Source organism: Cohnella sp. AR92 (assembly GCF_003990975.1).
Classification (GTDB): domain Bacteria; phylum Bacillota; class Bacilli; order Paenibacillales; family Paenibacillaceae; genus Cohnella.
Window position 1 is genome coordinate 18,964 of sequence record NZ_RZJR01000008.1, and the last position, 25,980, is coordinate 44,943.

Consider the following 25,980-nt stretch of genomic DNA (forward strand, 5'->3'; position numbering starts at 1 on the left):
ATCTATAAATCTATTAAGCTTCCAGAATCGTACGAAGAGCTTCGATGAAGCCCTTGTTCTGGTCCGGACTTCCGACTGTGATCCGAATATGCTCAGGGTAGCCCCACGACTTGCACGGCCGAACGATGTACCCCGCCTTCATCAGAGCTTCCACGACCGGAGCGGCGTCCCGATGCAAATCCGCGAACAGGAAGTTGGAATAAGAGGGATTGACCCCCACGTTCATCTGGCGCAATTGTTCGCTCAGGTAGGCCAACCCTTCCCGGTTCGTTCGCAAAATAAACTCCCGGTACTCCGTATCGTCCAGACTGGCCGCGGCCGCGCTGTTTGCCATCCGGCTGACCGGGAACGGCTCGCGCACCGCCAGCACGGGCGCTAGAACGTCGGGGTTCGCAATCGCATAGCCGACTCGCATGGCCGCCAAGCCGTACAGCTTGGAGAAGGTGTGAACGGAGATGACCGGATAACCCTCACGGACGTATTCGGCTCCCGTTTTGTAGCTTGGCACATCGATAAACTCGCCGTAGGCTTCGTCCAGTACAACAACGACGCGAGGAGGAACCTTCTTGAGGAACTCTTCCAACGCCGCACAATCTACGATCGTGCCCGTCGGGTTGTTCGGGTTGCAGAGGTAGATCAGCTTCGTGCGCTCCGTGACCGCGGCGAGCATGCCGTCGAGATCGAACTTGTAGTCCCCCGTCAGCGGCACCTCGATTGGAACGCCTCCCATCACGACCGTCGAGGTGCGGTAAACCGAGAACGTCGGCACGCAGTAAACGACCTCGTCGCCAGGGTTGACGTAGGCTTGTCCGATCAGCATCAGCACGTTGTCGGCTCCGTTAGAGACGAGTACTTGCGAAGGGTCGACTCCGTACAGAGTCCCTAGCTTCCCTCTCAGCTCGGCGCTAGTCGGCTCGGGGTACAGATGGCTGTCGGCGGCCGCCGCATTCATCGCGTCGATCGCCTTCGGGGACGGCCCATAAGGATTCTCGTTGGAGGCCAATCTCGTAATCTCGCTTAGCCCGTATTGCTTCTGGACTTCTTCTATTGATTTGCCCGGAACGTACGCTTCGAGCTTCGTTACTTCCTGACGCCATAATGTCGATCTCGTCATCTCGGAATCCTCCTCCTGAGGTTATAAATGCTTGGACAACCGTTCGAACAGCGCGTCGACGCGGCTGCCGATGGTTCGTTCGGACACGGTGAGGATATCGTCTGCGTCATACACCGTTCGACCGCCGACAACGACGCGTTTGACCGCGGAAGGCTGCATGGCGTACACCATATTAGCGAATAGCTCCTGACGCGGCGCGAGCGACAAGTCATGAACGTCGATGGCGGCAAAATCGGCATACTGTCCGATGTCCAATGTGCCGACCGGCAGCCGAAGCGCCTTGCCCCCGTTCTCCGTGCCCATCCGGTATGCCTGCTTCGCGGTCACGCAGGTGCCGTCAAGCCTCGCAACCTTCTGCAGCATCGCGACCATCCGCATCTCCTCGTAAACGCTGATCCGATTGTTGCTGCACGCTCCGTCCGTCCCGAGCGACACGGTGACGCCCGCTTGAACCAGATCGGGAATGCGCGTGATGCCGTCGGCCAAGAACATGTTGCTGGATGGGCAATACGCCAGCGAAGCCTTGCGGCTGCCCGCAAGCGCGATCTCCGAATCGTCCAGCCAGACGAGATGGATCGCAATCATCCGTTCGTCGAGCACGCCAAGGGAATCGAGATAGTGGATCGGCCGTTTGCCGTAATCGCGTAAAATCTCCTCGACCTCGAACATCTCCTCCGCCACGTGAATGTGGTAAGGCGTATCGAGCTCGACCGCCAGCCGATGCCCTGCTTGAATCATCTCGGGCGAAGCCGCATGCGGGCTGTGCGGAGCCGGGTGGATCGCCACCATCGGGTTGCCTTGGTACTTCTTCGCGAGCGCGCGGGTTCGCTCCACCGCGTCCGGGATCGATTCGCGATAGGCGATCGGAGCGCCGTCCCAGTCGTACATCGTGCGGGCAAGCACGAGCCGAATGCCCAAGTCGTTCGCCGCGCGGATGACCGCTTCGTCATAAGCAGTGCCGCCATTGTGCACGTAGAAAAAGTCGCAAACCGTCGTCACCCCATAACGAAGCATCTCCCCGAATGCGAGCAGCGCGCCGGTGTAGATCGCTTCTTCGTCGAGCAGCGGCGTGTACTTATACAGCGCTTGGTCGCGCCATTCCAGGAACGGCTTGTCGATGGCGATGCCGCGAAGCAGGCTTTGGAACGAATGGTTATGGGCGTTGACGGTGCCCGGCACGATCGCCTGGCCCTCCCAACGGACAAGCTCCGCGTGCGGATATTGCGCCGTCAGATCGGCAACGTCCCCCGCCGCAACGATCACCCCGCCTTCCTCGACGATCGCGCCGTTGTTGCGAAATTCTCCGTTCAAATAAACATAATCGGCCGTAAAAAGCTTCGTCATGTCGGTACGCTCCCCTAGCGGTTCAATTGGTCGTCCAGCGCAAGCAGCGAGTGCAGCAGCACGTTGGCCGTTTGCTCGATATCGTCGATGCGGCTCTCTTCATCCGGACAGTGGCTCTTGCCTCCGAGGCTAGGCACGAACAGCATGCCTGCCCGCGTGAGAGAGGCCATATGGGCGGCATCGTGTCCGGCCATGCTTCCCAGCGAGAGCGTCTCGTATCCGAGCCGGGACGCTTCCTTCGCGCACACCTCGGCTATGATCGGGTCCATGACGGCCGGAGGCTGATCCAGCAGCAGCTTGCGCTCCAGCTTGACTCCGCGCCGGGCCATGATCGCTTCCGCTTCCCTCTCCCACGCTTCCAACGCTTCGCCGATATCCGAGCGACTTCGGCCGCGAAGCTCCAAGTGGAACCTCACCTGGCCGGGGATGATGTTCGCCGCGTTCGGGCGGTTCTCGATCGTGCCGATCGTGCCGACCGTCTCCTCGGAAGGATGCTCGCGACAAGCGGCCTCGAAGGCGAGCATCAGCTCGGAGGCCGCCATCAGAGCGTCCTTGCGGTTTGCCATGAGCGTCGTACCCGCATGGTTCGCTTCGCCGATAACGATCACGTCCTCGCGATAAATTCCGGTAATCGCCGAGACGATGCCGACTGGAATGCCGCGATCTAGCAGACGCAATCCTTGCTCGATGTGAACCTCGAGGAAAGCAGCCAGCTCCTCCGGACGGCGGCGAGCCCGTTCGAACGCGTCGGGATCGCCGCCCGCCGCGCGCAGAGCGTCGACAAGCAAAGTGCCTTGCGGATCGCGAACGCCTTCCAGATGCCGGCGCGTCAGCTTGCCGGCGACCGTTCGGCTGCCGAAGGTGGACAAGCCGAACGGATTCGGTTCTTCCGCGCTGAACGAGACGAGCTCGAACGGATGCCGCGTTCTGATGTCATTCTCCGCCAGCACTTCCATCACTTCCAGCGCGAGCAGCACGCCAAGCGCCCCGTCGTACCTGCCGCCGTTCGGCACCGAGTCGAGGTGGGAACCGAAGGCGATAACCGGCAGGTTTTCCGAGCGATCTGAGCTTCCTTCGCGCCTCGCCCAGATGTTCGCCGCTTCGTCCGATCGGCTCTCAAGACCGAGCTCCCTCAGCCTCGCCTTTAGCCACTCTCGCGCTTCCAGCTCCGCGGGCGTGAACGTGGTGCGATCCATCCCTCCGCCGGCGTTGCGGCCGATCTCGCCCAGCTCCGTTATCCGCATCTCGATCCGGGAAGCGTTCACCCTCAGATCTCCTAATGCTCGCTTTTCTCGCTGTTCTCCCGGTTCCTGCAGCTCTCGCCGCTTCTCCGTCCGATTCCGTTCGCTCATCGGTCCGTCCTCCTTCCGCTCACGATGACCGGCTTGCCTTGCTTGATCACGGTCTCGACCAGATTGACGGCGTAATGATACTGAAGGTATAAGTAGTTCGGCGCGTCGAAAATAACGACGTCCGCCTGCTTGCCCGGCTCCAGGCTGCCGATCCGGTCCGCTCGGCCTATGGCGTGAGCGGCGTTGATCGTGCACGCCGTCAGCACCTCCGATGGCGTCATGCCCATCGTTAGGCACGCCAGGTTCATGACGAACGGCAGCGATTCGGTCGGCGACGAGCCGGGATTGCGGTCGGTCGACAGCGCGACCGGCACGCCCGCCTCGATCATCGCCCGCGCGTCGGCAGGCTTCGTCATGAGGAAGAAAGCCGTGCCCGGCAGCAGAACGGCGATGACGCCCTTCGCGGCCATGGCGCGAATGCCTTCCCCCGACGCCCGCAGCAGGTGCTCGGCCGAGACTGCGCCGACCTCCGCCGCGAGCTCCGCTCCGCCGTAAGGCACGATCTCGTCCGCGTGAATCTTCGGCTTAAGCCCCCATTGCTTGCCTGCTTCAAGCACGGCGCGGGACTGCTCCGGCGTGAACACGCCCTCTTCGCAGAACACGTCGCAATACTCCGCGAGCCCTTCGCGGGCGACCGCCGGAATCATCTCCTCGACGACGAGCCTTACGTACGCGTCGGGATCCGTTTTGTACTCGCGGGGCACCGCGTGCGCGCCCATGAACGTCGACACCAGCTCGACCGGATGACGTTCATTCAACGCGCGCGCCGCCCGAAGCTGCTTCAGCTCGTCCTCGAGCCGGAGGCCGTAGCCGCTCTTCGCTTCGATCGTCGTGACTCCGTGCGCCAGGAAGCGGTCGAGCCGCTTCTCCGTTTCCCTGACGAGCTGTTCCTCGCTCGCTTCCCGCATGCGTTCCGTCGAATAGTGAATGCCGCCGCCCGCGTTCATGATCTGCATGTAAGTCGCGCCATGCAGCCTCATATCCAGCTCACTCTCGCGGGAGCCCGCGAACACGACGTGCGTATGCGGGTCGACCAGCCCCGGCGCAACCGTTCGACCCGTCGCGTCGATAACCGTAACCTCGTGTCCGCCCTCGCTGCGTTCGACGAAGCTCGCCGCCTCCGCGTCCGAACCGACGAACGCGATGCGTTCCCCGTCGAGCACAAGGCCTCCGTTCTCGATCACCCCTAGCTCAGACATCGCCGCACCCGTTCGCGGCTTCTCGTTCGGTCCCGCCATCGTAATGAGCTGCGCGGCGTTCCGAATATAAACGAGGCTCATGCCGATCTCTCCCTTCCGATCAGCCGAGCATCGGCATGCGAATGCCTTTGCTCTTCGCCGTCTCGACGGCAAGCTCATAACCGGCGTCGGCATGGCGGACAACGCCCATGCCCGGGTCGGTCGTCAGCACGCGCTCCAGCCGTTCCTCGGCATCCTTCGAGCCGTCTGCCACGACGACCATGCCCGCATGCAGCGAATACCCCATGCCGACTCCGCCGCCGTGATGAACCGACACCCAGCTTGCGCCGGACGCCGTGTTGAGCAGCGCGTTCAGAATCGGCCAGTCCGCGATCGCGTCGCTGCCGTCCTTCATCGCTTCGGTCTCCCTGTTCGGGGACGCGACGGATCCGGCATCGAGATGATCTCGACCGATGACGATCGGCGCGGACAACTCACCGGAAGCGACCATGTCGTTCAGTATCTTGCCGAACTTAGCCCGCTCGCCGTAGCCGAGCCAGCATATTCGCGACGGCAGCCCTTGGAACGCGATTTTCTCCTGCGCCATCTTGATCCAGCGGTGCAGCCCTTCGTTGTCCGGGAACGCCTTGAGCGCCGCTTCGTCCGTCTTGAGGATGTCCTTTGGATCGCCTGATAAGGCGGCCCAGCGGAACGGCCCCTTCCCTTCGCAGAACTGCGGCCGGATGTAAGCGGGAACGAAGCCCGGGAACGAGAACGCCTCCTTAACGCCTTCGTCGAACGCGACCTGGCGGATATTGTTGCCGTAGTCGAAGGCGATTGCGCCGCGCGCCTTGAATTCGAGCATCGCCTCGACATGGCGAGCCATGCTCGCCTTCGCCAGCTTTACGTAAGCATCGGGATCGATCTCGCGTTTCGCCTTGCCTTCCTCCAGCGTCATTCCCGCCGGCAAGTATCCGTTAAGCGGGTCGTGAGCCGATGTCTGATCGGTGATGATGTCCGGCAGGAAGCCGAGCTCCAGCATGCGAGGCAGCACCTCGGCCGCGTTGCCGAGCAGTCCGATGGACAGCGGCCTTCCCTCCTCCTTAGCTTCCAGCGCAAGGGAGATCGCATCGACCATACTCTCGACGAGCATGTCGCAATAGCGGGAGTGGATGCGCTTCTCGATGCGGCTTCGGTCGACTTCGATGCCGATGACGACGCCCTCGTTCATCGTGACGGCGAGCGGCTGCGCGCCGCCCATGCCGCCAAGTCCGGCCGTCACGGTGATCGTTCCCTTCAGACTGCCGCCGAAGTGCTGGCGGCCGAGCTCGGCGAACGTCTCGTACGTGCCTTGGACGATGCCTTGGCTGCCGATGTAAATCCAGCTTCCAGCCGTCATCTGTCCGTACATGATGAGTCCTCTCTTATCGAGCTCGTGGAACTTCTCCCAAGTCGCCCAAGCGGGAACGAGATTGGAGTTGGCGAGCAAGACACGCGGAGCGTTCTTATGCGTGCGGAAAACGGCGACCGGCTTGCCGGACTGAACAAGCAGCGTCTCGTTCTCCTCCAGCTGTTGCAGGGAGGCGACGATCGCGTCGAAGCTCTCCCAGTTGCGCGCGGCGCGGCCGATGCCGCCGTAAACGACCAGCTTCTCCGGATGCTCGGCGACCTCGGGGTCCAGGTTGTTCATGAGCATGCGAAGCGCAGCCTCTTGAACCCAGCCCTTCGTATTCAATTCCGTCCCCCGCGGCGCGCGGATCACTCGGTCTTCTGCGTATAAACTCATCGATTAGTCCTCCTCTTAATAGATGGTCGGGCTGATCTCCGGCCCGCCATTGGGTTGCGGTGCCGGTTTAGAATTTTAGCAGCTCGAACAGGTCGTCGAGCGAGTCGGTCGCCTTCATCCATTCCGCGATGACGCGGAAGTCGCCGGACAAAGCGCGGTCGCGGTCCACGAACGGGACGCGCTCCCGCACGGAGCGGTACAGCCAGCCCGTTCCTTCGCCCAACAGCGCGGGGTTGCGGAAGTCGGCCGCTTGCGCTCCGCACAGCAGCTCGATGGCGAGCACGTGGTACGCGTTGTCGACGATCTGCCTCGCTTTCCGAGCGCCGATCGTCCCCATGCTCACGTGATCCTCCTGATTGCCGGAGGATGGAATCGAATCGACGCTTGCGGGATGCGCAAGCGATTTGTTCTCCGAGACGACCGCGGCGGCCGCGTATTGTGCGATCATGAAGCCGGACTCCACTCCGCCGTTCTCCGTCAGGAAAGGAGGCAGTTGCTCGTTCAGATGCGGATTCACCAGACGCTCCAAGCGCCGCTCGGCGATGTTCGCGAGCTCCGCCGCGCCGATCGCCAGGTGATCCATAGCCAGCGCGATCGGCTGGCCGTGGAAGTTCCCGCCCGAGATGACGCGGTCCTCGTCCGCGAAGATGAGCGGATTGTCGGTCGCGGAGTTGATCTCGATCTCCAGCTTCTCTTCGACATAGGCGACGGCGTCTCGGCTCGCGCCGTGCACCTGAGGCGCACAGCGCAGCGAATAAGCATCCTGCACGCGGCGCTCCCCTTGGGCGGTCATCAGCTTGCTGCCCGCCGTAAGCTTGCGGATCCGCGCGGCGGATTGCCGCTGTCCTCGATGCGGACGAATCGCATGCGTCGCGTCGTCGAATGCGTCGCGCACGCCGTACAGAGCTTCGGCTGTCAGCGCGGCGGCATTGTCCGCCCAGTCTGAGAGACGCTTCGCGTCCCAGCAGGCAAGCACTCCGACAGCCGTCATCACCTGCGTGCCGTTGATGAGCGCCAGCCCTTCCTTCGCCTCCAGCGCAATCGGCGTGAGGCCGGCCCGAGCCATCGCCTCTCCTCCAGGGAGACGCTCTCCCTGATAGAAAGCTTCGCCTTCCCCTAGCAGCACAAGCGCCAGATGCGAGAGCGGAGCCAGATCGCCGCTTGCGCCAAGCGAGCCTTGCTCGGGCACGACGGGCGTCACGCCGCGATTCAGCATCTCGGTCATGAGCAGCACGACCTCCGGACGGATGCCGGAATAGCCGAGCGCAAGCGCATTGATGCGAAGCAGAAGGATCGCTCGCACCGTCTCCTCAGGGAACGGTCGCCCGATGCCGCAAGCATGGCTGCGAATCAGATTAAGCTGAAGCGCCCGCGCGTCCTCCGCCGATATATAAGTGTCGCTGAATTTGCCGAAGCCGGTCGTCAATCCGTAGACGACCTTGCGTTCGCGCAGCAGCTTTTCAACATAATCTCTAGTGCGCTTCATCGCTTCCATGCTGCCGTCGTCGATCGTCACCTTGCGGCGATGCCGCGCGACGCGCACCACGTCCTCCAGCGTCAGGGAACGTCCGTCAATCGTTACTTTAATCTCGGCCGTTGTAAGCATAACGTCACCTGCTTTACGAATAATGAAAAAAGCCCATACCAAATCGGGGGTACCGGCTTCTAAATCACTAATCGCTATATGGCCGATGGCTGACTGAACAATTCGGTTGCTAAAGAACGAATGAAGAGTGCTGCACCTGCTGCTAAAACGTCTACTGACTTCTACTGAAATCCTACTCGAATTCTGCTGCTATCATTACATCAATCCGCTATGCCGCCGCTCTCATCTAGACGGAGCTCCACCGAACGAGCGTGGGCTTGAAGCCCTTCAAACCTCGCAAGCGCGGAGATCTTCCAGCCGTTCTCTAGCATATCTTGACGGCTGTAGCGGACGACACTCGTCTTCTTGACGAAGTCGTCGACCGATAAGCCTGAAGAGAAACGCGCGGTGCGGCCCGTCGGCAGCACATGGTTCGTTCCGACGAAGTAGTCGCCGATCGCAACCGGGCTGTCGTCTCCGATGAAGATCGCCCCGGCATGCTTGATCTTGCCTAGATGGGCGAACGGGTCGCGGGTCTGAATCTCCAGATGCTCTGTCGCCAGCTCGTTGACGATGGCGATCGCTTCGTCCAGATCGGCAGCCACGCAGATCGCGCCGGTACGTTCGACCGCTTGTGCCGCGATGGTCTTGCGATCCAGCGTCTCGAGCTGCCGGACGGCTTGCTCTTGAACCTCCTTGGCCAGCGCAGCGGACGTCGTGACGAGCGTTACCGAGGCGAGCGGATCGTGCTCCGCTTGGGCGAGCAAATCGGCCGCAATATACGCGGCATTCGCCGTCTCGTCGGCAAGAATGACGACCTCGCTCGGGCCGGCGATCATGTCGATGCCGACCTGGCCGAACACCTCTCGCTTCGCCGTCGCGACGTAGGCGTTGCCCGGTCCGGTGATTTTGTCCACCTTGCGGATCGTCTCCGTCCCGTATGCCAGCGCGGCGATTGCCTGAGCCCCCCCGACCTTGTATATCTCGGCGATGCCCAGCTCGCTCGCGGCGACGAGTACAGCCGGATTGAGATGCCCGTCCATGCCAGGCGGCGTCGTCATGGCGATCTCCTTCACCCCGGCGACAAGCGCCGGAATCGCATTCATCATGACGGAGGTCGGATAGGCCGCCGTTCCTCCCGGCACGTACAGGCCGACCCTCTCAAGCGGAATGACCAATTGGCCCAAAATCGTGCCGGACTCCGTCGTTCTCATCCACGATTGGAGCAGCTGCCGCTCGTGATAATCGCGGATGTTGGCGATCGCCTCCCGGATCGCAACCAACACCTCCGGGTCGATCCGCCGGTACGCTTCCGCGATCTCCTCATCTTGAACGGCATGCTTCGTCAGCGCGACGCGGTCGAACTTCTCCGTCATTCGAAGAAGAGCGGCGTCGCCGTCCCTGCGGACTTCTTCTATAATGTGCAGCACGGCCTCGCGGCGTTCCTGCGCGCCCGTCGCCGCCTCCGTCTGGGCGACATTCAGCTCGTGCCTCTCCACGATTCGCAGCATGTAGAACTCACCTCTCCCTAAGCCATCCAATTCCGTTGAACCTTCATATATTCTCAGCCGTTCGCGGCCAGCTTCTTCAGCGCCTTCTGCCGCTCCAGCTCGGAGACGATCTCCCGCTTGTAATGAACGAAATCGTCGGTGAGCATGTCGTTCCAATCCCGCGATTTGTTCATTTGAATCGAGATTTCCTTCGCGACGCGACCGGGATGCGCGCTCATGACATAGACCCGGTCGGACAGGTAGATCGCCTCGTCGACGTCGTGCGTGACGAACAGGACGCCGCACTTCTCCTCTTCCCAGATTCGAAGCAGCAGATCCTGCATATCCCGCCGTGTCTGCGCGTCCAGCGCTCCGAACGGCTCGTCCATGAGCAGCAGCTTAGGCCGATACACGAGCGCTCTTGCGATCGCGACCCGCTGCTGCATGCCGCCTGACATCTGCGCCGGATAGTGCCGTTCGAATCCCTTGAGGCCGACCAATTCGAGAAAATGATAGGCCGTTTTTTTTTTCTGCGCGCTGCTTAGACCTTTCGTCTTCTTCAAGGCGAACGCGACGTTCTCCCAAGCGTGCATCCATGGCAGCAGACTGTATTGCTGGAAAACGACGCCGCGGTCTCTACCCGCTCCGACGATCGGAGCTCCATTCAACTCAAGCGATCCGCTTGTCATGGAATCGAGACCGGCCACCAGCCGCAGGAAGGTTGACTTGCCGCAGCCGGAAGGGCCGAGCAGCGAGATAAACTCACCTTGATTAATGTAGAGGTGAACGCGGTCGAGCGCCGTGATCTCCTTCTTGTTGCTCATGAACGTCTTCGTGACGTTATTCGCGAGCAGCATAATTCCCCTTGCTTCCGTTTGCTCCTCCGCCCATTGCATCGCCATCACCGTCTCACCCCTTCGCTTTCTCCAACGTTTTCCACGGGAACATCTTGCGGTACAGCAGCCCGAACAATTGGTCGGTAATGAGCCCGAACAGGCCGATGACCAGAATGCCGAGCACGATCCGGTCGGTCGCCAGGTACCGCTGCGCCTGCATGATCCGGAAGCCAAGGCCGTCGGAAGCGGCAACGAGCTCGGCGACGACGAGATAGGTCCAAGCCCAGCCCCACGTCGTCCGGAACGTATCCATCATGCCCGGCAGCGCCGCGCGGAACACGATGTTGCGGGTCGTTTCGCCTTTGCTGAAGCCGAGCGTGTGGCCGACTTCCAGCAGCGACTTGTTGACCGTCTTGCAGTTGTCCGCGATCATAATCACTTCTTGGAAAAACACGCCGAGGAACAAAATAAAGAACTTCTGCATATCGGAAGTGCCGAACCACAAAATCGACAGCGGAATGAAGGCGGCGGCCGGCATGTAGCGAATCAGCGCGACGATCGGCTCGCAGATCGCCTGCCAGGAACGCGACGTCGCCATCATCATGCCGATCGGCACCGCGAAGATCGTGGAGATAACGAAGCCCATCAGAATTCGGTAGAAGCTGACGCCGACGTCGCGGAAGAAGATGCCTTCCCCGATCTCTTCGCCCAGCGCGTTAAGCGTGCCGCCAGGGGTCGGCAGGAACAGCGGATCGATCATGTTCGAATAGGTGACGATCGACCAGACCGCGACAACGACAAGGATGCTGACCAATGATATTAGCGTATATTTTCGCAAGTGCATCGCCCACCTAAATATGATTAAAACCAAAGCCGATGGTTTCGTGTTCAAAGCCTTTTTTGGGTGCTCCTATCGTTCCGTAAATCGCGACCGCGATCCAATCCCCCTCGTGCTCCACGGGGCCGCCGGAGAACTTGCCTCTGACGATGGAGAACGTAAGGCCGACCGTCCGGAGAATGTTGCCGAACTGCACCTCGCCCCGGCCCACGCCTTGCAGAGCCTCGATGATGGCGTGATACACCGCGTGCACTTCCCGGTACGATTCGCTGTCGATAATGCGATTGTTCTTCGCCGCCGTCTCGATCGCGGCAATGACCTTCATCATGTCCATGGCTCCCACCCGGCCGATCGTGAACCGATAGCCTTCGGCGATGAGCCCCCGCTCGACCGTTCTGCGCCATTCGTGATCCTGCAGCACGGCGAGCAGAATCGCCAGCTTGCCGACGGGAAACTTAGAGACCGATTCGCTGTCCATCCTTCCGCTCCCCTCTCTTCCGGCGGTTCCGCCCCCCCTCTCGGAGGAAGGCGAAACGCTGCCTGCTCTTCTCTTATGCCTTCTCTTATAAATACGATTATTTCAGCTGGAACATTTGCTCCAGATCGACTTGCTTGTCCAGCACCTTCTGCTCGGTGAGAATCGTCTGAATGCTGCCCGCCGTCTTCAGGAAGTCGCCAGAATCGGCAAGCGCCGTCTGATCGGCCGACGTGAAGTAGTCGAGTCCTTCGAGGATGACCGGCAGATCGGCTGCGTCGAGGCCGCTCTTCTCGGCGACGATCTTGTCGCCCGTCTTCTGGTTGCTGTTCCAGTAAGCGAGAGTCTCGTCCCATACCTGCTTGAGCTTGTCCTTCACTTCCGGATGCTCGGCGAGGTAGTCTGCCTTGATTACCGCGACGTCGCTGATTAGACCCGGAGCGTTCTCGCCGGAGTAGATCAGTTGCACATCGCCCTTCGACTTGACGGTGGAGATGTATGGCTCATACGTGACAGCCGCGTCCACTTTGCCGGAGAGAAGAGCGAGACCGGCGTCGGAAGCCGGCATGTAGACGACTTTGACATCGTCGATCGTCATGCCGTTGTCGCTGAGCGCTTCGCGCAGCAGAAGGTCGGACGTCGTGCCTTCTTCGAAGGCGACCTTCTTGCCCTTTAGGTCGGCGACGCTCTTGACGCTGCCCGTTGCGAGAACCGCGTCGGCTGTACGGGATTGGTCGAGCAGCACGATGCCGTTCAGGTTCAGATCGTTGTTGCCGACCATCTTGATTGCCGTGTGCGCCGCGATGTTCGCGACCTTGATGTTGTCCGAAGCGAATGCGGCGTTGATGTCCGAATCCTGATTGAAGTTGACGACCGTGACGTCCAGACCGTATTTCTCGAAAATTCCCTCTTCGGCGGCGATCCACCACGGAGCGTAGCCGACCCACGGCTCGACCCCCATCTTGAAGCTGAGAACCTCTTCGGAAGAGGCCTCGCTCGCGGAAGCGCTGGCGCTCGGACTTGCCGCCGAGTCCCCGTTGTTGCTGCCGTTGCTGCCGCAAGCGGACAGCAGAGCCATCGCCATCACCGTAACTGCCGTCGTCAACCATTTTTTCTTTTGCACATGCTCCACTCCATTCCCAGATTGTCGAAGTACCTAACCGGTTGCGAAGGCTTCTTGGCTGTTCGTTTCGAGTCGCGGCGTTTCCGCCTCCCCCTCGTTGCTCCGTGCATACCTGGCAATTAGGCCGGCAACTCCCCCCTTAAAAAAATAAAATGTGCTTGATAACAGGAAGACAGACTCCTGTTAATCAAAGGCACATTCTTTAAACTAAGGACTATATAGCGCTTATTTATACTCTAATCGCGCATTGTAGGCTTGTCAATAACTTAATGTTAACTTTTATTACATTTGACGAATAATCCAGGCCTCATTTAGGCCTAGTGAGGAATAATTAAGCATTTAATCCCATATCGACACGTTTGTGCGTTAGTTAATATCACATGACTACATGGCTCTACGCCTTCGCGACCGATTCCGGTGCTCGCTTACGCCGAAGATGGTGAGCAACAGCACGCAGAACGCGATGTACGAGTTGGTGAGCAGGCCGATATCTTTGTCCGGGAAAAGGATCGAAGAACTGATAATGCTGAACAAGCCGATGTGCGACAGATTGCCGACCAGCGTGGAGATCGTATACGGCCACGGTTTGACGCCGGATACGGACGCCAAGAACGAGATCACGTTGTTCGGAACGATAGGAATCGTTCGGAGCACGATGATCGTCCATATCCCGTAGTTCTCGAAGTACTTCTTCCACTTGGCGTAACGCCCCGCATGCCGCTGCAGCCTGCGATCGAACCAATCGGCGAACCAGTATCGGCAGCAGGCATAGACGACGATCGAGGATACGATGCTGACAAGCCAGCTCATCAGCATTCCTCCCGCAACCCCCAAAGCGGAGATATGCAGAAAAATAAGCGTCGAGAAAGGAAAAATACCGAGGAAGCCCTGAATAATGGCAAGCGGCAGAGTGACGAGCACAACATTGTAGCCGCTCAGGCCAAGCGTAGCGAGCAGCCAATCGATACTATCGTTAATAAGGTCGCTCATGCTTGCAGTATCTAACCTTCTTTCCTCGACCTGCTATTTCCTATATCATTCTAACACGTTATTCCATTCCAAACATTAACATGCGGATTCTCCCGTTTACTCCCCATCCGCGCCGGTCAACGGATTGCGAACCATTCGGGCGTATACGCCCCCCGCTTGCACGAGCTGCTCGTGCGAGCCCCGTTCGACGACGCCCCCCTTGTCGATCACCATGATCGTATCCGCATCCCGAATCGTGCTCAAGCGGTGGGCGATGATAAAGGTCGTCCGCCCTTGCATGACGCGAAGCAGCGCTTCTTGGATATGAAGCTCCGTCCGGGTGTCGATGCTGCTCGTCGCTTCGTCCAGAATAAGAATCGAAGGGCTCGCCAGGACGACTCTCGCGATGGCGAGAAGCTGCCGCTGCCCTTGGCTGAGGTTGCTTCCGTTCTCCGTCAATTGCGTCCGATAACGATTCGGAAGCTTGCGGATGAACGCATCCGCGTTGGCGGCCTCCGCCGCGCGGCGAATCTCCTCGTCCGTCGCTTCCGGCCTGCCGTATTTGATATTCTCCTCGATGGTACCCGAGAACAAATACGTATCCTGCAGTACGATGCCGAAGCTGCTTCTCAGGCTGTCGCGGGTGTAATCCCGGATGTCCCTGCCGTCCAGCAGGATGCGTCCCTCGTTCACGTCGTAGAATCGCGTAAGCAAGTTCACGATGGTCGTCTTCCCCGCTCCCGTCGGGCCGACAAGCGCGACACTCGAACCGGCGGGCACCGCGAAGCTGACATCCCGGAGAATCGGATTGTCCGCGCGATAGCCGAAGCTCACATTCTCGAAGCGAACCTCGCCTTGCGCCTCCTTCAACGGAACCGCATCGGGAGCGTCGTTCTTCTCTTCGTCCTCGTCGATCACCTCGAACACCCGCTCCGCGCCGGCCAGGCCGGATTGGAGCACGTTGAAGACGTTGGCGATATCGTTCAACGGGCGGACGAATTGACGGGAATAGCCGATGAAGCTGGCGATGATCCCGATGGTGATGTGACCGTGAACGGCCAGCACGCCGCCGACGATCGCCACGGCGGCGAAGCCGAGATTGCCGATGACGCCGAGAAGGGGCATCAGGAAGCCGGATACGATCTGCGCCTTGGTTCCCGTCTCCCGCAGCTTGGCGTTCACTTCCTCGAACTGCTCGACCGCCTTCTCTTCGCGATTGAATGCCTTCACGACGTCGATCCCGGTGATCGTCTCCTCGATATGGCCGTTCAAGGAGCCGAGTTGGACTTGCTGCTCCTTGAACAGAGACCGGGTACGGCGCGAGATCGTTTTCGCGAGCAGATAGACGAGCGGAACCGTGACCAGGCTCGCGAGCGTAAGCACCGGGCTGAGAATCAGCATCAGGATAAGAGAGCCGACGACGGAGATGATGCCGGACATGAGCTGCGACGTCGTCTGGGAGATCGTCGTGCTGACATTGTCGATATCGTTGGACAATCGGCTCATGATCTCGCCGTGCCTTCTCGTATCGAAGTAAGCCAGCGGCAGCCTATGCAGCTTGCCGAACAAGGCGCTGCGCAGACGGTGAAGAATCCGTTGGGAGATTCCCGCCATCATCCACCCCTGCATCAACGTCAACCCGGCATCTCCGGCATAGGCCGTAACCAAGGCGATCAAGACGATCTCCAGATAACCGAAGTCGACCTGTCCCTTGCCGAGGATCGCATCGACGGCTTCCCCGATCAGATAAGGAGCCGATAACGAGATAGCGGAATCGACCAAGATAAGCAGGAAGACGATGGAGAGCCACCGACGCTCCTTGTCGATATACGTCCAGAGCCTCCGCAGGGTTCCTTGAAAATTGTTGGGCTTCTGAACCGCGCCGCGGCGGCCTCCGTGTCCCCGATTCGCGCCGATCGTGACCGGAGGCGGATCGGCGCGGCCGGCTCCGGCATCGGGCCTTGTCTCGTTAAGCGCCATAGATTTGCATCTCCTTGCCGATCTGGGAGTGATAAATTTCCTGATAGATTCGGCAATCCCGCAGCAGCTCCTCATGCTTGCCGCTTCCGACGATCTCGCCGTGATCCAGCACGACGATCCGATCCAGATCCATCACCGACGTGATCCGCTGGGCGATCATGATACAAGTCATGCCTTGGGCGTATTGCCGCAGCGACGCCTTGATGGCCGATTCCGTCGTCACGTCGACCGCGCTCGTGCAATCGTCCAGAATGAGAATCTCCGGCTTGCGGACGAGCGCCCGCGCGATGGAGAGCCGCTGCTTCTGCCCGCCGGACAGGTTGACCCCGCCTTGTCCCAGCTTCGTCTCGTAGCCGTCCGGAAGCGCGCGAATGAAGTCGTCCGCGGCCGCCAAGCGCGCCGCGCCGGCGATCTCCTCTTCCGAAGCCGATTCGTTGCCCCACTGAATGTTGCTGCGGATCGTTCCCGTGAAGAGAACCGGCCGCTGCGGAACGACCGCTACCTTCTCGCGGATCCAACGAGGATCGAGCTTGCGCACGTCGACCCCGTTCATCGCCACGATGCCCGCGGTAGCTTCATAGAAACGCGGTATCAGCTGGACAAGCGTGCTTTTGCCCGAGCCCGTCGAACCGATGACCCCGACCGTCTGCCCCGGCAGGATCTTCAGATCGATCCCCTTCAGGACGGGCTCGCCGGAATCGCCCTCGTAAGAGAACGAGACTTCGCGGAATTCGACGCTTCCTTTCTCCGCCGCTTGCTCTTCCGCTTGAGGCTGCCACTCGTCCCTATCTTGCAGAGTTAGAACTTCCGCCAGGCGTCCGCCGGATACCCGTGCCCTGACGAGCATGTTGATGACCATCGACATCATCATGAGCGAGAACAGGATCTGCGTCATATAATTGACGAACGCCACGATATGGCCGACCTGCATGCTTCCTTCGTCGACCCGATTCGCTCCGAACCAGAGGATGCCGACGATGCCGAGATTGACGATAAGGACAATCGACGGATTGAAGAACGCCATGATCCTCATGGCTCTCTGGGAACGGGCCTGGTATTCGTCGTTGGAGCGCTCGAATTTGCCCGTCTCCTCCTCGTATCGATTAAACGCCTTCACGACCCGAACGCCGGCCAGATATTCCCGCATGCGGCTGTTCAGCTTGTCCAGGGAGGCTTGAACCCTGGAGAACAACGGGTAGCCGATCTTGAAGTTGATAGAGATCAGAATGGCGACGACCGGCACTACGATCACGAGGACAAGGCTCAATTCCAGGTTCAGGCTCAACGCCATGACCAAGCTGCCGATTCCAAGAATCGGCGCCTTCGCGAAGATCCGCATCATTCCGTTCGCGAAGTTCTGGATTTGCGTGACGTCGTTGGTCATCCGGGTGACCAAGGAGGCTCGATCGAAGCGATCGAGGCTGCGCAGCGGAAGCGACTGGATCTTGCGGAACAAGTCCGAGCGAAGCTCCGCTCCGAACGCTTGCGAGACTCGGCTGGACACGATGTTTCGGCCGCTGGCCATCAAGGCGCCGATCAGCGTGACGAGCAGCATCAAGCCGCCAATCCGCAGCACGGTGCCGAAATCCTGCTTGGAGACGCCCTCGTCGATCATCCTGGCCAGGAAAGTAGGCTGCAGCAGATCGCAGACGGCTTCGCCCGCGACAAGCAGGAACGATAAGCTGAACGGCACGCCATAGCGGCGAATGTACTTCCTTCGATAGCCCATAAGTTCGGATATCCGCTCCTTGTAAAGCCTGAATAAGGCAAAGAAACCGCACGGGAGCGGTCTCTTCGAGTTCGGTCAACCACACGCTTTCTATTTTAAAGCGGCGGTAAGTATTTAACAACTTAAGCTTCGGCCAGGCTTGTCCATGTCCGCGCCGGATGGACGCGTCGGATTGTCTCCATCCGCTCTATTCAAAGCCGGACGTTCTTATCCTTATAGTACACGTGCTTCGCCTGGATCCGGCCTTCCTCGATCTTCATCAATCCGAACGAGAATTGGCTGAGCCGTCTCTTGTCGGTCGGCGAGCCGGGATTGAACACGAGCAGGCCGTTCACGCGCTTCAGAACGGGAAGATGCGAATGTCCGTAAACGATGGCGTCCACCGGGTCGTTCTGGAAAGCGCGAAGAGCTCTCGTCTCGGTCGCCGTTCGTCCGCCGTCCCCGTGCCCGTGCACCAGCCCGATGGATACCCCGCCTAACTGAAGGATTTTGCGGTAGCCGAACTTCTTCACGATGTCCGTGCCGTCGTTGTTGCCCGCAACCCCGTAGACCGGCGCCAGCTTCTCCAATTGCTCCAGAATGCGAAGGTCGGTCCAGTCCCCGGCATGAAGAATCGCGTCCACCTTGCGGAACGCATGGACAAGCGGTTCCGGCAGCTCCTTCGCCATTCTGGGCATGTGGGTGTCCGAGACGATTCCGAGCTTCACGGCGCCTCTCCTCCGATCAGTTGACGTAATAGCCGCGGAGCAGATCCGCGAGCCCGAGCGGATTCCTCAAGAGCTCCTTCGCCCTGAAGTACAAATCCCCTTGAATTACCGCATGCTTCTTATTATATTGCAATTGATTCATGATTTCCTGTGCGGATTGCCAGCCCGATTCCGTCGTTCCGACTTTATAGGCCGCATGGCCGATGTACAGCTTCACGTCCGTCCCCTGCACTTCGTTCGCCCACCAGCTGGTCACAGTGCCGTAAGGAGCGCTTTTGTTCGTCAAGCTCCAATACACCTGCGGCGCGACATAGTCGAGCCAGCCCTGGCGGATCCACGTTCTCACATCCGCGTTCATGCCGTCGTACGCGGTGACGCCTGCTTTGGTATCCGAGCCGGTCGGATCGTCGGAAGCGTTGCGCCAGACGCCGAACGGGCTGATCCCGAACGATACGCGAGGCTTCGCCTTGTGAATGCTGTCATCCAGCAGCTTGACGAATTGGTTGATATTATCCCGGCGCCACTCAGCCTTGGTCAGCAGCTTGTTCGGGTTGTATGCCAAATAGGAGACGCTGTCGTTGAAGTCGGTCCCGGACGGATAGAAATAATCGTCCAGGTGGACGCCGTCGATCGGATAGTTGTTCACGACCTCCATGATGGCATCCACGATATGCTGGCGGGCATCCGGAATGCCGGGATCGATGTAGCTGACCGTTCCGGACTTCACGATCCAGTCGGGATGCTGAAGAGCCACGTGGTTCGCGGCAAGCCCGTTCGTCGTCGTATCGGTATTCGCCCGGAAAGGGTTGAACCAAGCATGGAACTGCATCCCCCGCTTGTGAGCTTCTTCGATCATATACGTGAGCGGATCATAGCCCGGGTCCTGTCCTTGCGTGCCGGTCAGCACCTTCGACCACGGCACGAGCTGGGAAGGGTAAAGCGCGTCTCCGGCCGATCTCACTTGCACGAAGACGGAATTCATGCCGACTGCTTGCAGGTCGTCGAGCAGCTTCGCGAACTCCGCCTGCTGCTTCGCGGGATCGGAATATGCCGAGGTTGACGGCCAATCCAGATTATATACGGTGGAGATCCATGCGCCCCGAATATCGGCAGCCGAACCTCCGCCAGAAGGATTCGTAGTGGTCAAGGCGATGATTCTCGTCTTCGAGTTCCAATCAACCTGAACGCCGAGATTCTCGCTCACGAACCGAAGCGGAACCATGACTCTGCCGTTCTTGACTTCCGTCGGGGCGTCCAGAGGCACCTTCGATCCGTTCACGTAAGCGAACTTCTGCCCGCTGACCATCGTGATCACCTTGCCGGATTGGGCGATGGACACGGTCTTGGCGCTCTGCTTCCAATCGACGACGGCCTTCAGGCTCTCGCTTACGACTCGAATCGGCACCATCGTCAGGTTTACTTTCGGTAGAACGTAAGGCTCCGTATCCGTTATGACAGGCGCGCCGTCCAGCAGGATTTGAATCCCGGAGGATGCGGCATCCGCTTGGCGTCCAAACGGCAGGATGGCGGAGGCGAGCAACATAAGCGGCAGCGAGCTTCGGATTATGCGATGGCTAAGCTTCATCGTTCGTCTTCTAATCTCCTATTCTTCTCATCATTCTATTCTTGCAAGTCGAATAGATAGACGCGTTTCGGGAGGATTAGTTGCAAAATCTGACGGCTTTCTCATGAAAAAGCCGCTCCGATTCCGCTTGCGAAAGCGGTTTGTCGAAACGGCTATTGAATCGGCTATTGAATCGATATTCGAAGTCGCTATGGCTTTTTATTGCGGCTTTCTCAACGCCCCGGTGCTAAGTACCCGCGCAACCGTGCCGCCGTCCACGCGGATGTCGGTGCCGGTGATGTAGGAAGCATCTTCGCTGACCAGGAAGGCGACCGCCCCCGCTATCTCGCCGGCTTCGCCTTCGCGTCCGAGAGGCGTGTTGTCGAGCAGCAGCTTCATGGCCGCGCTCTGCTCCGCTTCCTGTCTGCCCATCGGCGTGTCGATCGTTCCCGGCGAGACGGAGACGATGCGGGCGCCCTTCTGTCCCCATGCCCAAGCTTGTTCTTCCACGAGAACCTGCACGCCGATCTTCGAGATCGGGTACGAAGCTTCCGGCTTGCCCTGCGTGAACGCCTCGATGCGGTCGAGGAAGTCCGGGGCGAGCGGATTCTTGAGCAGTTCGACGAACGACTCGTGACGCGGCGCGAAAAAGGCGGACATCGAGGAGATGCATACTGCAACGGATCCCGGAACGGCGAGAGGCAAGAACGCATTCAGGATCAAGCCCGTTCCCACCATGTTCACTTCCATGATCCGGCGGCCGGTCGACATCGTCGGGGACAAGCCTGCCGTATGAACGACCGCGCCCAGTTCGCCGAGCTTGGCGGCTTCGGACGCTAGCTCTTCCACTTGCTGCACGTTCGTAATATCGACGGTACGGAACTTGAGGTCCGTTATTCCTTCCGCCGCAAGCTCCGTTGCCGCTTGGCTCAACCGCTCTTCGCTGACGTCCGCGAGAAGCAGCGTCCCTCGCTTGCCGAGGCGACGAGCGATCTGCTTGCCCATTCCGCCGGATCCGCCCGTGATGACATAGACTTTGCTCATAAGATTTTGCCTCCGATAAGATGAGTTTGTTATCATGAAAGGTATCGCCCTTCTAGCATAGCTCTGTCCCTCTGGCGCACTCAAACGTCAATCTCGTTGAAAATGTCCATTTTCACAAAGGAGGAACTGTCGCATGACCGTTGCCGAGAGAAACGCGATATCCTCGCGTTGGCTGATCAAGGAGGCTTTCTTCGCCCTGTTGGCCCTCCATCCGTTCGAGAAAGTCTCGGTTCACGCGATCGTTCGCAAGGCGGGAATCAGCCGGTCGACGTTCTATTTGCACTTTCGGGATAAATTCGATTTGCTGGAGCAGATGACCGAAGAGATCGTCGGAGAGCTCCTGGCGATGTACGAAGGCAAACTGTCCGGAGAGGACCAACGGGAGTTGATTCGGGCTTATGAGGACAAGCTTCCCATTCCCGGGACGATCGCCATCTGCGAGCACTTTCGTACCTATGAGTGCTTCTATCGCAACCGATTCCAGGATTCTCGGTTCTTGATCTGGCTCTCCGAGGAATTGCGGCTTCGGTTCCTCCGAATCTATCGGGACGAAGCGCAAGCCACCTTCGCCGCGGGCGGCACGATGGGATTCTATGGCCGTTGGCTTGCCGAAGGCATGCCCGGCACATCGCTCGAGAATGCGCGGAAGCTCTGTTCGATCGCCATGTTCTCCTTGCATGATAAGGAATTGGCCGTGACATTCGCGGCCGGGAAGATTTCCGTATAAAGCGCGGCAACGTTCGCGTATACTTTCCTTCCCGATGGGAATATTGACCGGGTAACGGGAAGGATGTGGATGAGGAATGGACAAGAACGAATGGCCGGCACAAGAGAACGACAACGGCTATGAGCCCAGCATCTTGAATTACGATTACGTATGGGGCAGCGACCAAGACGAGTACACGGAGCAGAACGAGGACTTCGCGGTTCCCGACGAGCTGGAGCTGCCGGATCTCGGACACGAATGATCGGACGAATGATCGGGAAGAACAATGAAGAAGATCCCTAGCCGCGCTGGCAAGGGATCTTTCTTTTGGCGTTAATTAAGAGCTTTAAGCGGAGTGTTCTCCTTTATGATCTGTTCCGCTTCCTCATATCCAGGCGGGTAGGCGAAATTGTAACGTGCGGGAATGGCAAAAACATAGGTATCGTTCCGTCCCAATTCGCTCGGCGGGACCGCCGCTGCGCCTATGGAAAATTGTTCCCGTCGTAACGAGTCCCACTGGCTTGTCGTAAAAACCATCACGGGGATATCCTGCCTTGGCGTTTGTTCGGTCCAGCGAGGATCTCGAATAGTTAGCATCGGGCCCGTTTCCGGAGACTTCGCGCCTGCGGAATCTACGTCCGTTACGTTGCCCTCCCACTTGCTAATGACGATGGAATAACCCTTCCAGCTTGAGGGTAAGGAAAACCGAAATCCGTATTGATTATTCTCGTACGCGATGGAGTTGGAATTTGCGGTTGAAGGTGGCGCCGTTAGGGTGGGAGAAGGTTGAGATGGGCTATTGCCATCCTTCTTATACGCGCAACCCGCTAATAGAATAACGGCGATAAGGAATAGGATTGGAACCTTCAGCAACAGGGGACACCGTCCTTTATTGGGATCATTCTCTTTGAGAAAATGGACGAAAATGAAAGCAATAAAGTTCGAGGTGCGGCGCTGTTTTCAAAGGTTATACAGCAAAAGGTCGTTAACGATTCATCGGCTGTCGCTCTCTTCGAATTGGCTAGACGGCGGCGCCTTCAAAAAGAAAACCGCCCGATAGGCGGTGTAATCAAGTTCAAGTCAACGGAGCCTCGATCCTGCTCCTCCAGATCATGTGATCCGTGCCGTTCCCCCAATAGTCGGGGAATACATAAGCCGGAGCGCCGAACTTCTTCGTCCAGATGCGCTGGGCATTCTTATATCCGCTATCCAAGCAGAATTCGGCGATCCCCCTTCCCAATAGGCAGCGGTACGCAGCTTCCAGAAGCCGATTCGCCACGCCGCGTCCTTGAAAGTCCGGATGAACGAATATCGTACCGATCTCGGGGAGATGTTCCAATTCGCCTTTCGTCAAGTCGCGGATCAGCTTGCTCGAAGGACCGGACTCGATCGTCCCGATGATACGCCCTTGATGAATAGCGAGATAGAAACGTCTATCCCTTCCATTCGACGCCAGGTCGGAACGAAGATAATCCAGCTTGCCTTGGAATTCTTGCTCCCTGTCCTCTGTCAGATGGGAGATGCCTTCCTTCTCGAAGGTATCCGTAAGGACTAAATGAAAGAAATCATTCAGCTCCTTCGAATCGGAGCCTTCCGGTCTTCTTATCTCTACGGTAAGCAAGACGCCCCCTCCCTCAGCCCCTAGTCGAACCGCTTCTCGAAGCACACGCTGTACTCGCCGCCGACGTATTCGCCATACGGTTCGATGAGAGCGTAACCGTTCTTCTCGTAGAAACGGATCGCTTCCGGCTGACGATTGCCGGTCTCCAGCTTGATGCCCGCGAAGCCTTGTTTCTTCGCTTCTTCTTCAAGAAACGCGAGAAGACGCGCGGCCGTTCCCGTTCCCCGCAGCGCTTGCTGGACGAAGAACCGTTTCAGCTCCGTGCTCTCGGCATCGATCGGCCGAATGCCCCCGCAGCCGACGGGAGCTCCGTTCGCGTAAGCGACGGCGAAAGTGACTTGAGCCACCTTGGGGTCCGAGAAATCCAGTCCGTGAATATCCTCTCTGGGGTATCTCTGTACCAGATCCTCGTCGAGCTGCTCGATCATCGACGCCAGATCGGGATTGCTTGCTTCCACTACTCTAAACTCTAGCTGTGCCTTCACTTCTTACCATTCCTTTGTATCTAATTTACCGACACCGAATCCAATCTCCGCTTCGCCTCCGCGTAAACATCGGCTGGGAGCGTCCCTCTCTCTGCGATGCGGATATTCTCCTTCAGATGCTCGGGCTTCATCGTGCCGACGATCGTGGTGGAGAGATTCGGATGGCTGAGGGTGAAGCGAAGCAGGAAGCCCGTACGGCTCTCCCCTTCTTCCAGCAGCTCGTCCAGCTTCGCGGCATCCCACCGATGCCAGCGATCCTGCTGCCCCAAGCCAAGCCCCGGTTCGCCTCGGCCGACGCCGCCGCGAATGATGATGCCTGCACCCGTCGCCGCCGCGCGGTCGATCCAAGTCTCGTGATCCCGCTCCAGCGCCGAGTAGGGCAGCTGGTAGGTCTCATAGTTTCCCGGCCCCGCCAGATGAGCCTCCAGGTTCGGCATGTACGAGGAGATGCCGAGATGGCGCGCTTTGCCGGAGGCTTGAATCTCCTTCAGCACGTCGAGCAAGCCGCCCTCTTCAACCTGAGCCGCCGTCGGTCCATGAAGCTGCAGCAGATCGACGTAATCGGTCCCCATACGCTTCAGGCTGGTCTCGATGTTGTGCAGCAGATTGTCACGCGTCCAGACGTGCGGAGTCTCATCGTGATCGCCGCAGTCGACGAGCGTACAGCCGCACTTGGTCGCCAGGATGTATTCCTGACGGCGTCCGCGCAGGTACTTGCCGATCAATTCCTCGCTGCGGCCATAATCGTAGGACGTATCGATAAAATTAATGCCCGAATCCAGCACCGCATTCAGCAGGATACCCGCCTCATCGTCCGAGATCGGCCTTCCGTTCCAGACGCGAGTACCGCGAATCTCCATCGAACCGAATCCCAGCGCCGTGACCGAAAGGTTTGTTTTCCCCAAGAGCTTGCGTTCCAATCGAATCTCCTCCTCTCCTCTTCTCCTGTATTTTACCACAACGTTAGCTTCTTGTTCGTCCTTCTCACGTAACGCGTTCAACTCGAGTTGGAAAATCACATATAGATACATTAATCAACAACAAGAGAGCGGAGGATGTCACCATGACAACCAAGACGCGTAAGGTTGCGATCGTCGGCGTCGGATTCGTAGGCTCCAGCTGCGCCTATTCCCTGATCAACCAGTCTATCTGCGAGGAGATCGTCCTGATCGATCGAACCCGAGAACGGGCTTATGCTCAGGCTCTTGATCTGTCCCACTGCATGGACTTCACCCATACGAGAACCAAGATCCGGGTCGGGGAACCGGCCGATTGCCGGGATGCCGACATCGTCGTATTGGCCGCCGGCGCGAACCCGGTTCCAGGAGGGTCTCGCCTTGCCCTGCTGGAGAGCTCGGCCGAGCTCTATTCCGCGTTGATTCCTATTATTATGGAGAGCGGATTCGACGGGATCTTCGTGGTCGCCGCGAATCCGGTGGACGTCGTCACTTATCTCGTCTGGCGATTGTCCCGACTGCCTCGAAGCCGAGTGATCGGCACGGGAACGTCTATCGATTCATCCCGGCTTAAGATCCTGCTGTCCGAGCACATCCCCGTCGACCCGAGAAGCGTTCAAGGGTACGTACTTGGCGAGCACGGGGATTCGCAATTCCCCGCTTGGTCTCATGTCACCATCGGCGGCAAGCCGCTGCTCGATATTCTGGCTCAGCATCCGGGGCGCTTCGGCGGACTCCAACTGGACGAGATCGCCGCCAAGACGCGCAACGCGGGCTGGGAGATCCTGCAGCGGAAGGGATCCACCCACTACGGCATCGCGAATGCGATCGCCCACATCGTGCGCTCCATTCTGAACGACGATTACAAAGTCACCGCCGTGTCCGCCGTATTGGACGGAGAATACGGCCAGACCGATCTCTGCCTGGGAGTGCCGGCTATCCTGTCCCGCTCCGGAATCACCGAGCTGGTGGAGCTCAATCTAACGCAGAAGGAGCAGGAGCTCTTCCTTCGCTCCTGCTCCATCCTAAGGGAGGCCGCCTCTTCCTTAGCGACCTCCGCAACGTCCGTATCGCCGCCATTCCCGTGATCCGCGTATT

The 25,980-nt window shown here is 59.0% G+C and carries 23 protein-coding genes; 3 read left to right on the forward strand and 20 right to left on the reverse strand.

Translation table 11 applies throughout. The features are described 5' to 3' along the window. Positions 1–13: 13 nt before the first annotated feature. From hisC to ELR57_RS14110, 17 genes are all read right to left on the reverse strand, one after another. Complete coding sequence (hisC, locus tag ELR57_RS14030; protein ID WP_126959724.1) at positions 14–1,114, reverse strand: histidinol-phosphate transaminase; 1,101 nt, start codon at positions 1,112–1,114, stop codon at positions 14–16. A gap of 21 nt (positions 1,115–1,135) precedes the next feature. Continuing rightward, positions 1,136–2,458: an amidohydrolase family protein gene (locus tag ELR57_RS14035; RefSeq protein ID WP_126959725.1), complete on the reverse strand. Its 1,323-nt coding sequence runs from the start codon at positions 2,456–2,458 to the stop codon at positions 1,136–1,138. 14 nt (positions 2,459–2,472) lie between these two features. After that, a complete protein-coding gene (locus tag ELR57_RS14040) occupies positions 2,473–3,810 on the reverse strand; it encodes a Zn-dependent hydrolase (RefSeq protein ID WP_126959726.1) in 1,338 nt (445 codons plus the stop codon). Further along, positions 3,807–5,090: an imidazolonepropionase gene (gene hutI, locus ELR57_RS14045; protein WP_126959727.1), complete on the reverse strand. Its 1,284-nt coding sequence runs from the start codon at positions 5,088–5,090 to the stop codon at positions 3,807–3,809. Before hutI ends, ELR57_RS14040 begins: the two co-directional genes overlap by 4 nt. 19 nt (positions 5,091–5,109) lie before the next feature. Beyond that, on the reverse strand, positions 5,110–6,774 hold the full coding sequence (hutU, locus tag ELR57_RS14050; protein ID WP_126959728.1) for a urocanate hydratase: 1,665 nt from the start codon (positions 6,772–6,774) through the stop codon (positions 5,110–5,112). A gap of 67 nt (positions 6,775–6,841) precedes the next feature. Beyond that, a complete protein-coding gene (gene hutH / locus ELR57_RS14055) occupies positions 6,842–8,380 on the reverse strand; it encodes a histidine ammonia-lyase (protein ID WP_126959729.1) in 1,539 nt (512 codons plus the stop codon). Positions 8,381–8,580: 200 nt separating this feature from the next. Next, positions 8,581–9,870 (reverse strand): histidinol dehydrogenase, encoded by a 1,290-nt coding sequence (gene hisD / locus ELR57_RS14060; protein ID WP_126959730.1) that lies wholly within the window; start codon positions 9,868–9,870, stop codon positions 8,581–8,583. Positions 9,871–9,923: 53 nt separating this feature from the next. Then, positions 9,924–10,751, reverse strand: a complete 828-nt coding sequence (locus tag ELR57_RS14065) for an ABC transporter ATP-binding protein (protein WP_238162528.1) — start codon at positions 10,749–10,751, stop codon at positions 9,924–9,926. Between the two features lie 7 nt (positions 10,752–10,758). Continuing rightward, entirely contained in the window at positions 10,759–11,523 is a 765-nt protein-coding gene (locus ELR57_RS14070; protein ID WP_126959731.1) for an ABC transporter permease, read from the reverse strand. A gap of 13 nt (positions 11,524–11,536) precedes the next feature. Continuing rightward, positions 11,537–12,001 carry a histidine utilization transcription antiterminator HutP gene (gene hutP / locus ELR57_RS14075; protein WP_126959732.1) on the reverse strand — a complete coding sequence of 155 codons (465 nt, stop codon included), beginning with the start codon at positions 11,999–12,001 and terminating at the stop codon, positions 11,537–11,539. 97 nt (positions 12,002–12,098) lie between these two features. Next, positions 12,099–13,121, reverse strand: a complete 1,023-nt coding sequence (locus ELR57_RS14080; protein ID WP_126959733.1) for an ABC transporter substrate-binding protein — start codon at positions 13,119–13,121, stop codon at positions 12,099–12,101. A 384-nt stretch (positions 13,122–13,505) separates the two neighbouring features. Then, on the reverse strand, positions 13,506–14,111 hold the full coding sequence (locus ELR57_RS14085) for a TVP38/TMEM64 family protein (RefSeq protein ID WP_126959734.1): 606 nt from the start codon (positions 14,109–14,111) through the stop codon (positions 13,506–13,508). Positions 14,112–14,207: 96 nt separating this feature from the next. Then, on the reverse strand, positions 14,208–16,070 hold the full coding sequence (locus ELR57_RS14090) for an ABC transporter ATP-binding protein (RefSeq protein ID WP_126959735.1): 1,863 nt from the start codon (positions 16,068–16,070) through the stop codon (positions 14,208–14,210). Beyond that, positions 16,060–17,799, reverse strand: a complete 1,740-nt coding sequence (locus ELR57_RS14095; RefSeq protein ID WP_126959736.1) for an ABC transporter ATP-binding protein — start codon at positions 17,797–17,799, stop codon at positions 16,060–16,062. The genes ELR57_RS14090 and ELR57_RS14095 overlap by 11 nt, the downstream gene beginning before the upstream one ends. A 191-nt stretch (positions 17,800–17,990) precedes the next feature. Further along, on the reverse strand, positions 17,991–18,506 hold the full coding sequence (locus tag ELR57_RS14100) for a metallophosphoesterase family protein (RefSeq protein ID WP_126959737.1): 516 nt from the start codon (positions 18,504–18,506) through the stop codon (positions 17,991–17,993). A gap of 16 nt (positions 18,507–18,522) precedes the next feature. Then, positions 18,523–20,091, reverse strand: a complete 1,569-nt coding sequence (locus tag ELR57_RS14105) for a family 10 glycosylhydrolase (RefSeq protein ID WP_126959738.1) — start codon at positions 20,089–20,091, stop codon at positions 18,523–18,525. 198 nt (positions 20,092–20,289) lie between these two features. Beyond that, a complete protein-coding gene (locus tag ELR57_RS14110; protein WP_158630035.1) occupies positions 20,290–21,114 on the reverse strand; it encodes an SDR family oxidoreductase in 825 nt (274 codons plus the stop codon). A 133-nt stretch (positions 21,115–21,247) separates the two neighbouring features. On the opposite strand from ELR57_RS14110, the gene ELR57_RS14115 reads away from it, so the two are divergent. Further along, positions 21,248–21,841 carry a TetR/AcrR family transcriptional regulator gene (locus ELR57_RS14115; protein ID WP_126959740.1) on the forward strand — a complete coding sequence of 198 codons (594 nt, stop codon included), beginning with the start codon at positions 21,248–21,250 and terminating at the stop codon, positions 21,839–21,841. A gap of 76 nt (positions 21,842–21,917) precedes the next feature. Then, a complete protein-coding gene (locus ELR57_RS27875) occupies positions 21,918–22,082 on the forward strand; it encodes a hypothetical protein (RefSeq protein ID WP_158630036.1) in 165 nt (54 codons plus the stop codon). Between the two features lie 813 nt (positions 22,083–22,895). Here ELR57_RS27875 and ELR57_RS14125 read toward each other — a convergent pair. The 3 genes from ELR57_RS14125 to ELR57_RS14135 form a co-directional block, all read right to left on the reverse strand. Next, positions 22,896–23,441 carry a GNAT family N-acetyltransferase gene (locus tag ELR57_RS14125; protein ID WP_126959741.1) on the reverse strand — a complete coding sequence of 182 codons (546 nt, stop codon included), beginning with the start codon at positions 23,439–23,441 and terminating at the stop codon, positions 22,896–22,898. 20 nt (positions 23,442–23,461) lie between these two features. Further along, complete coding sequence (locus ELR57_RS14130; protein ID WP_126960020.1) at positions 23,462–23,869, reverse strand: GNAT family N-acetyltransferase; 408 nt, start codon at positions 23,867–23,869, stop codon at positions 23,462–23,464. A gap of 77 nt (positions 23,870–23,946) precedes the next feature. Then, positions 23,947–24,846: an aldo/keto reductase gene (locus tag ELR57_RS14135; RefSeq protein ID WP_126959742.1), complete on the reverse strand. Its 900-nt coding sequence runs from the start codon at positions 24,844–24,846 to the stop codon at positions 23,947–23,949. A 143-nt stretch (positions 24,847–24,989) separates the two neighbouring features. On the opposite strand from ELR57_RS14135, the gene ELR57_RS14140 reads away from it, so the two are divergent. Continuing rightward, entirely contained in the window at positions 24,990–25,970 is a 981-nt protein-coding gene (locus ELR57_RS14140) for an L-lactate dehydrogenase (protein WP_126959743.1), read from the forward strand. The last annotated feature ends 10 nt before the right edge of the window (positions 25,971–25,980 follow it).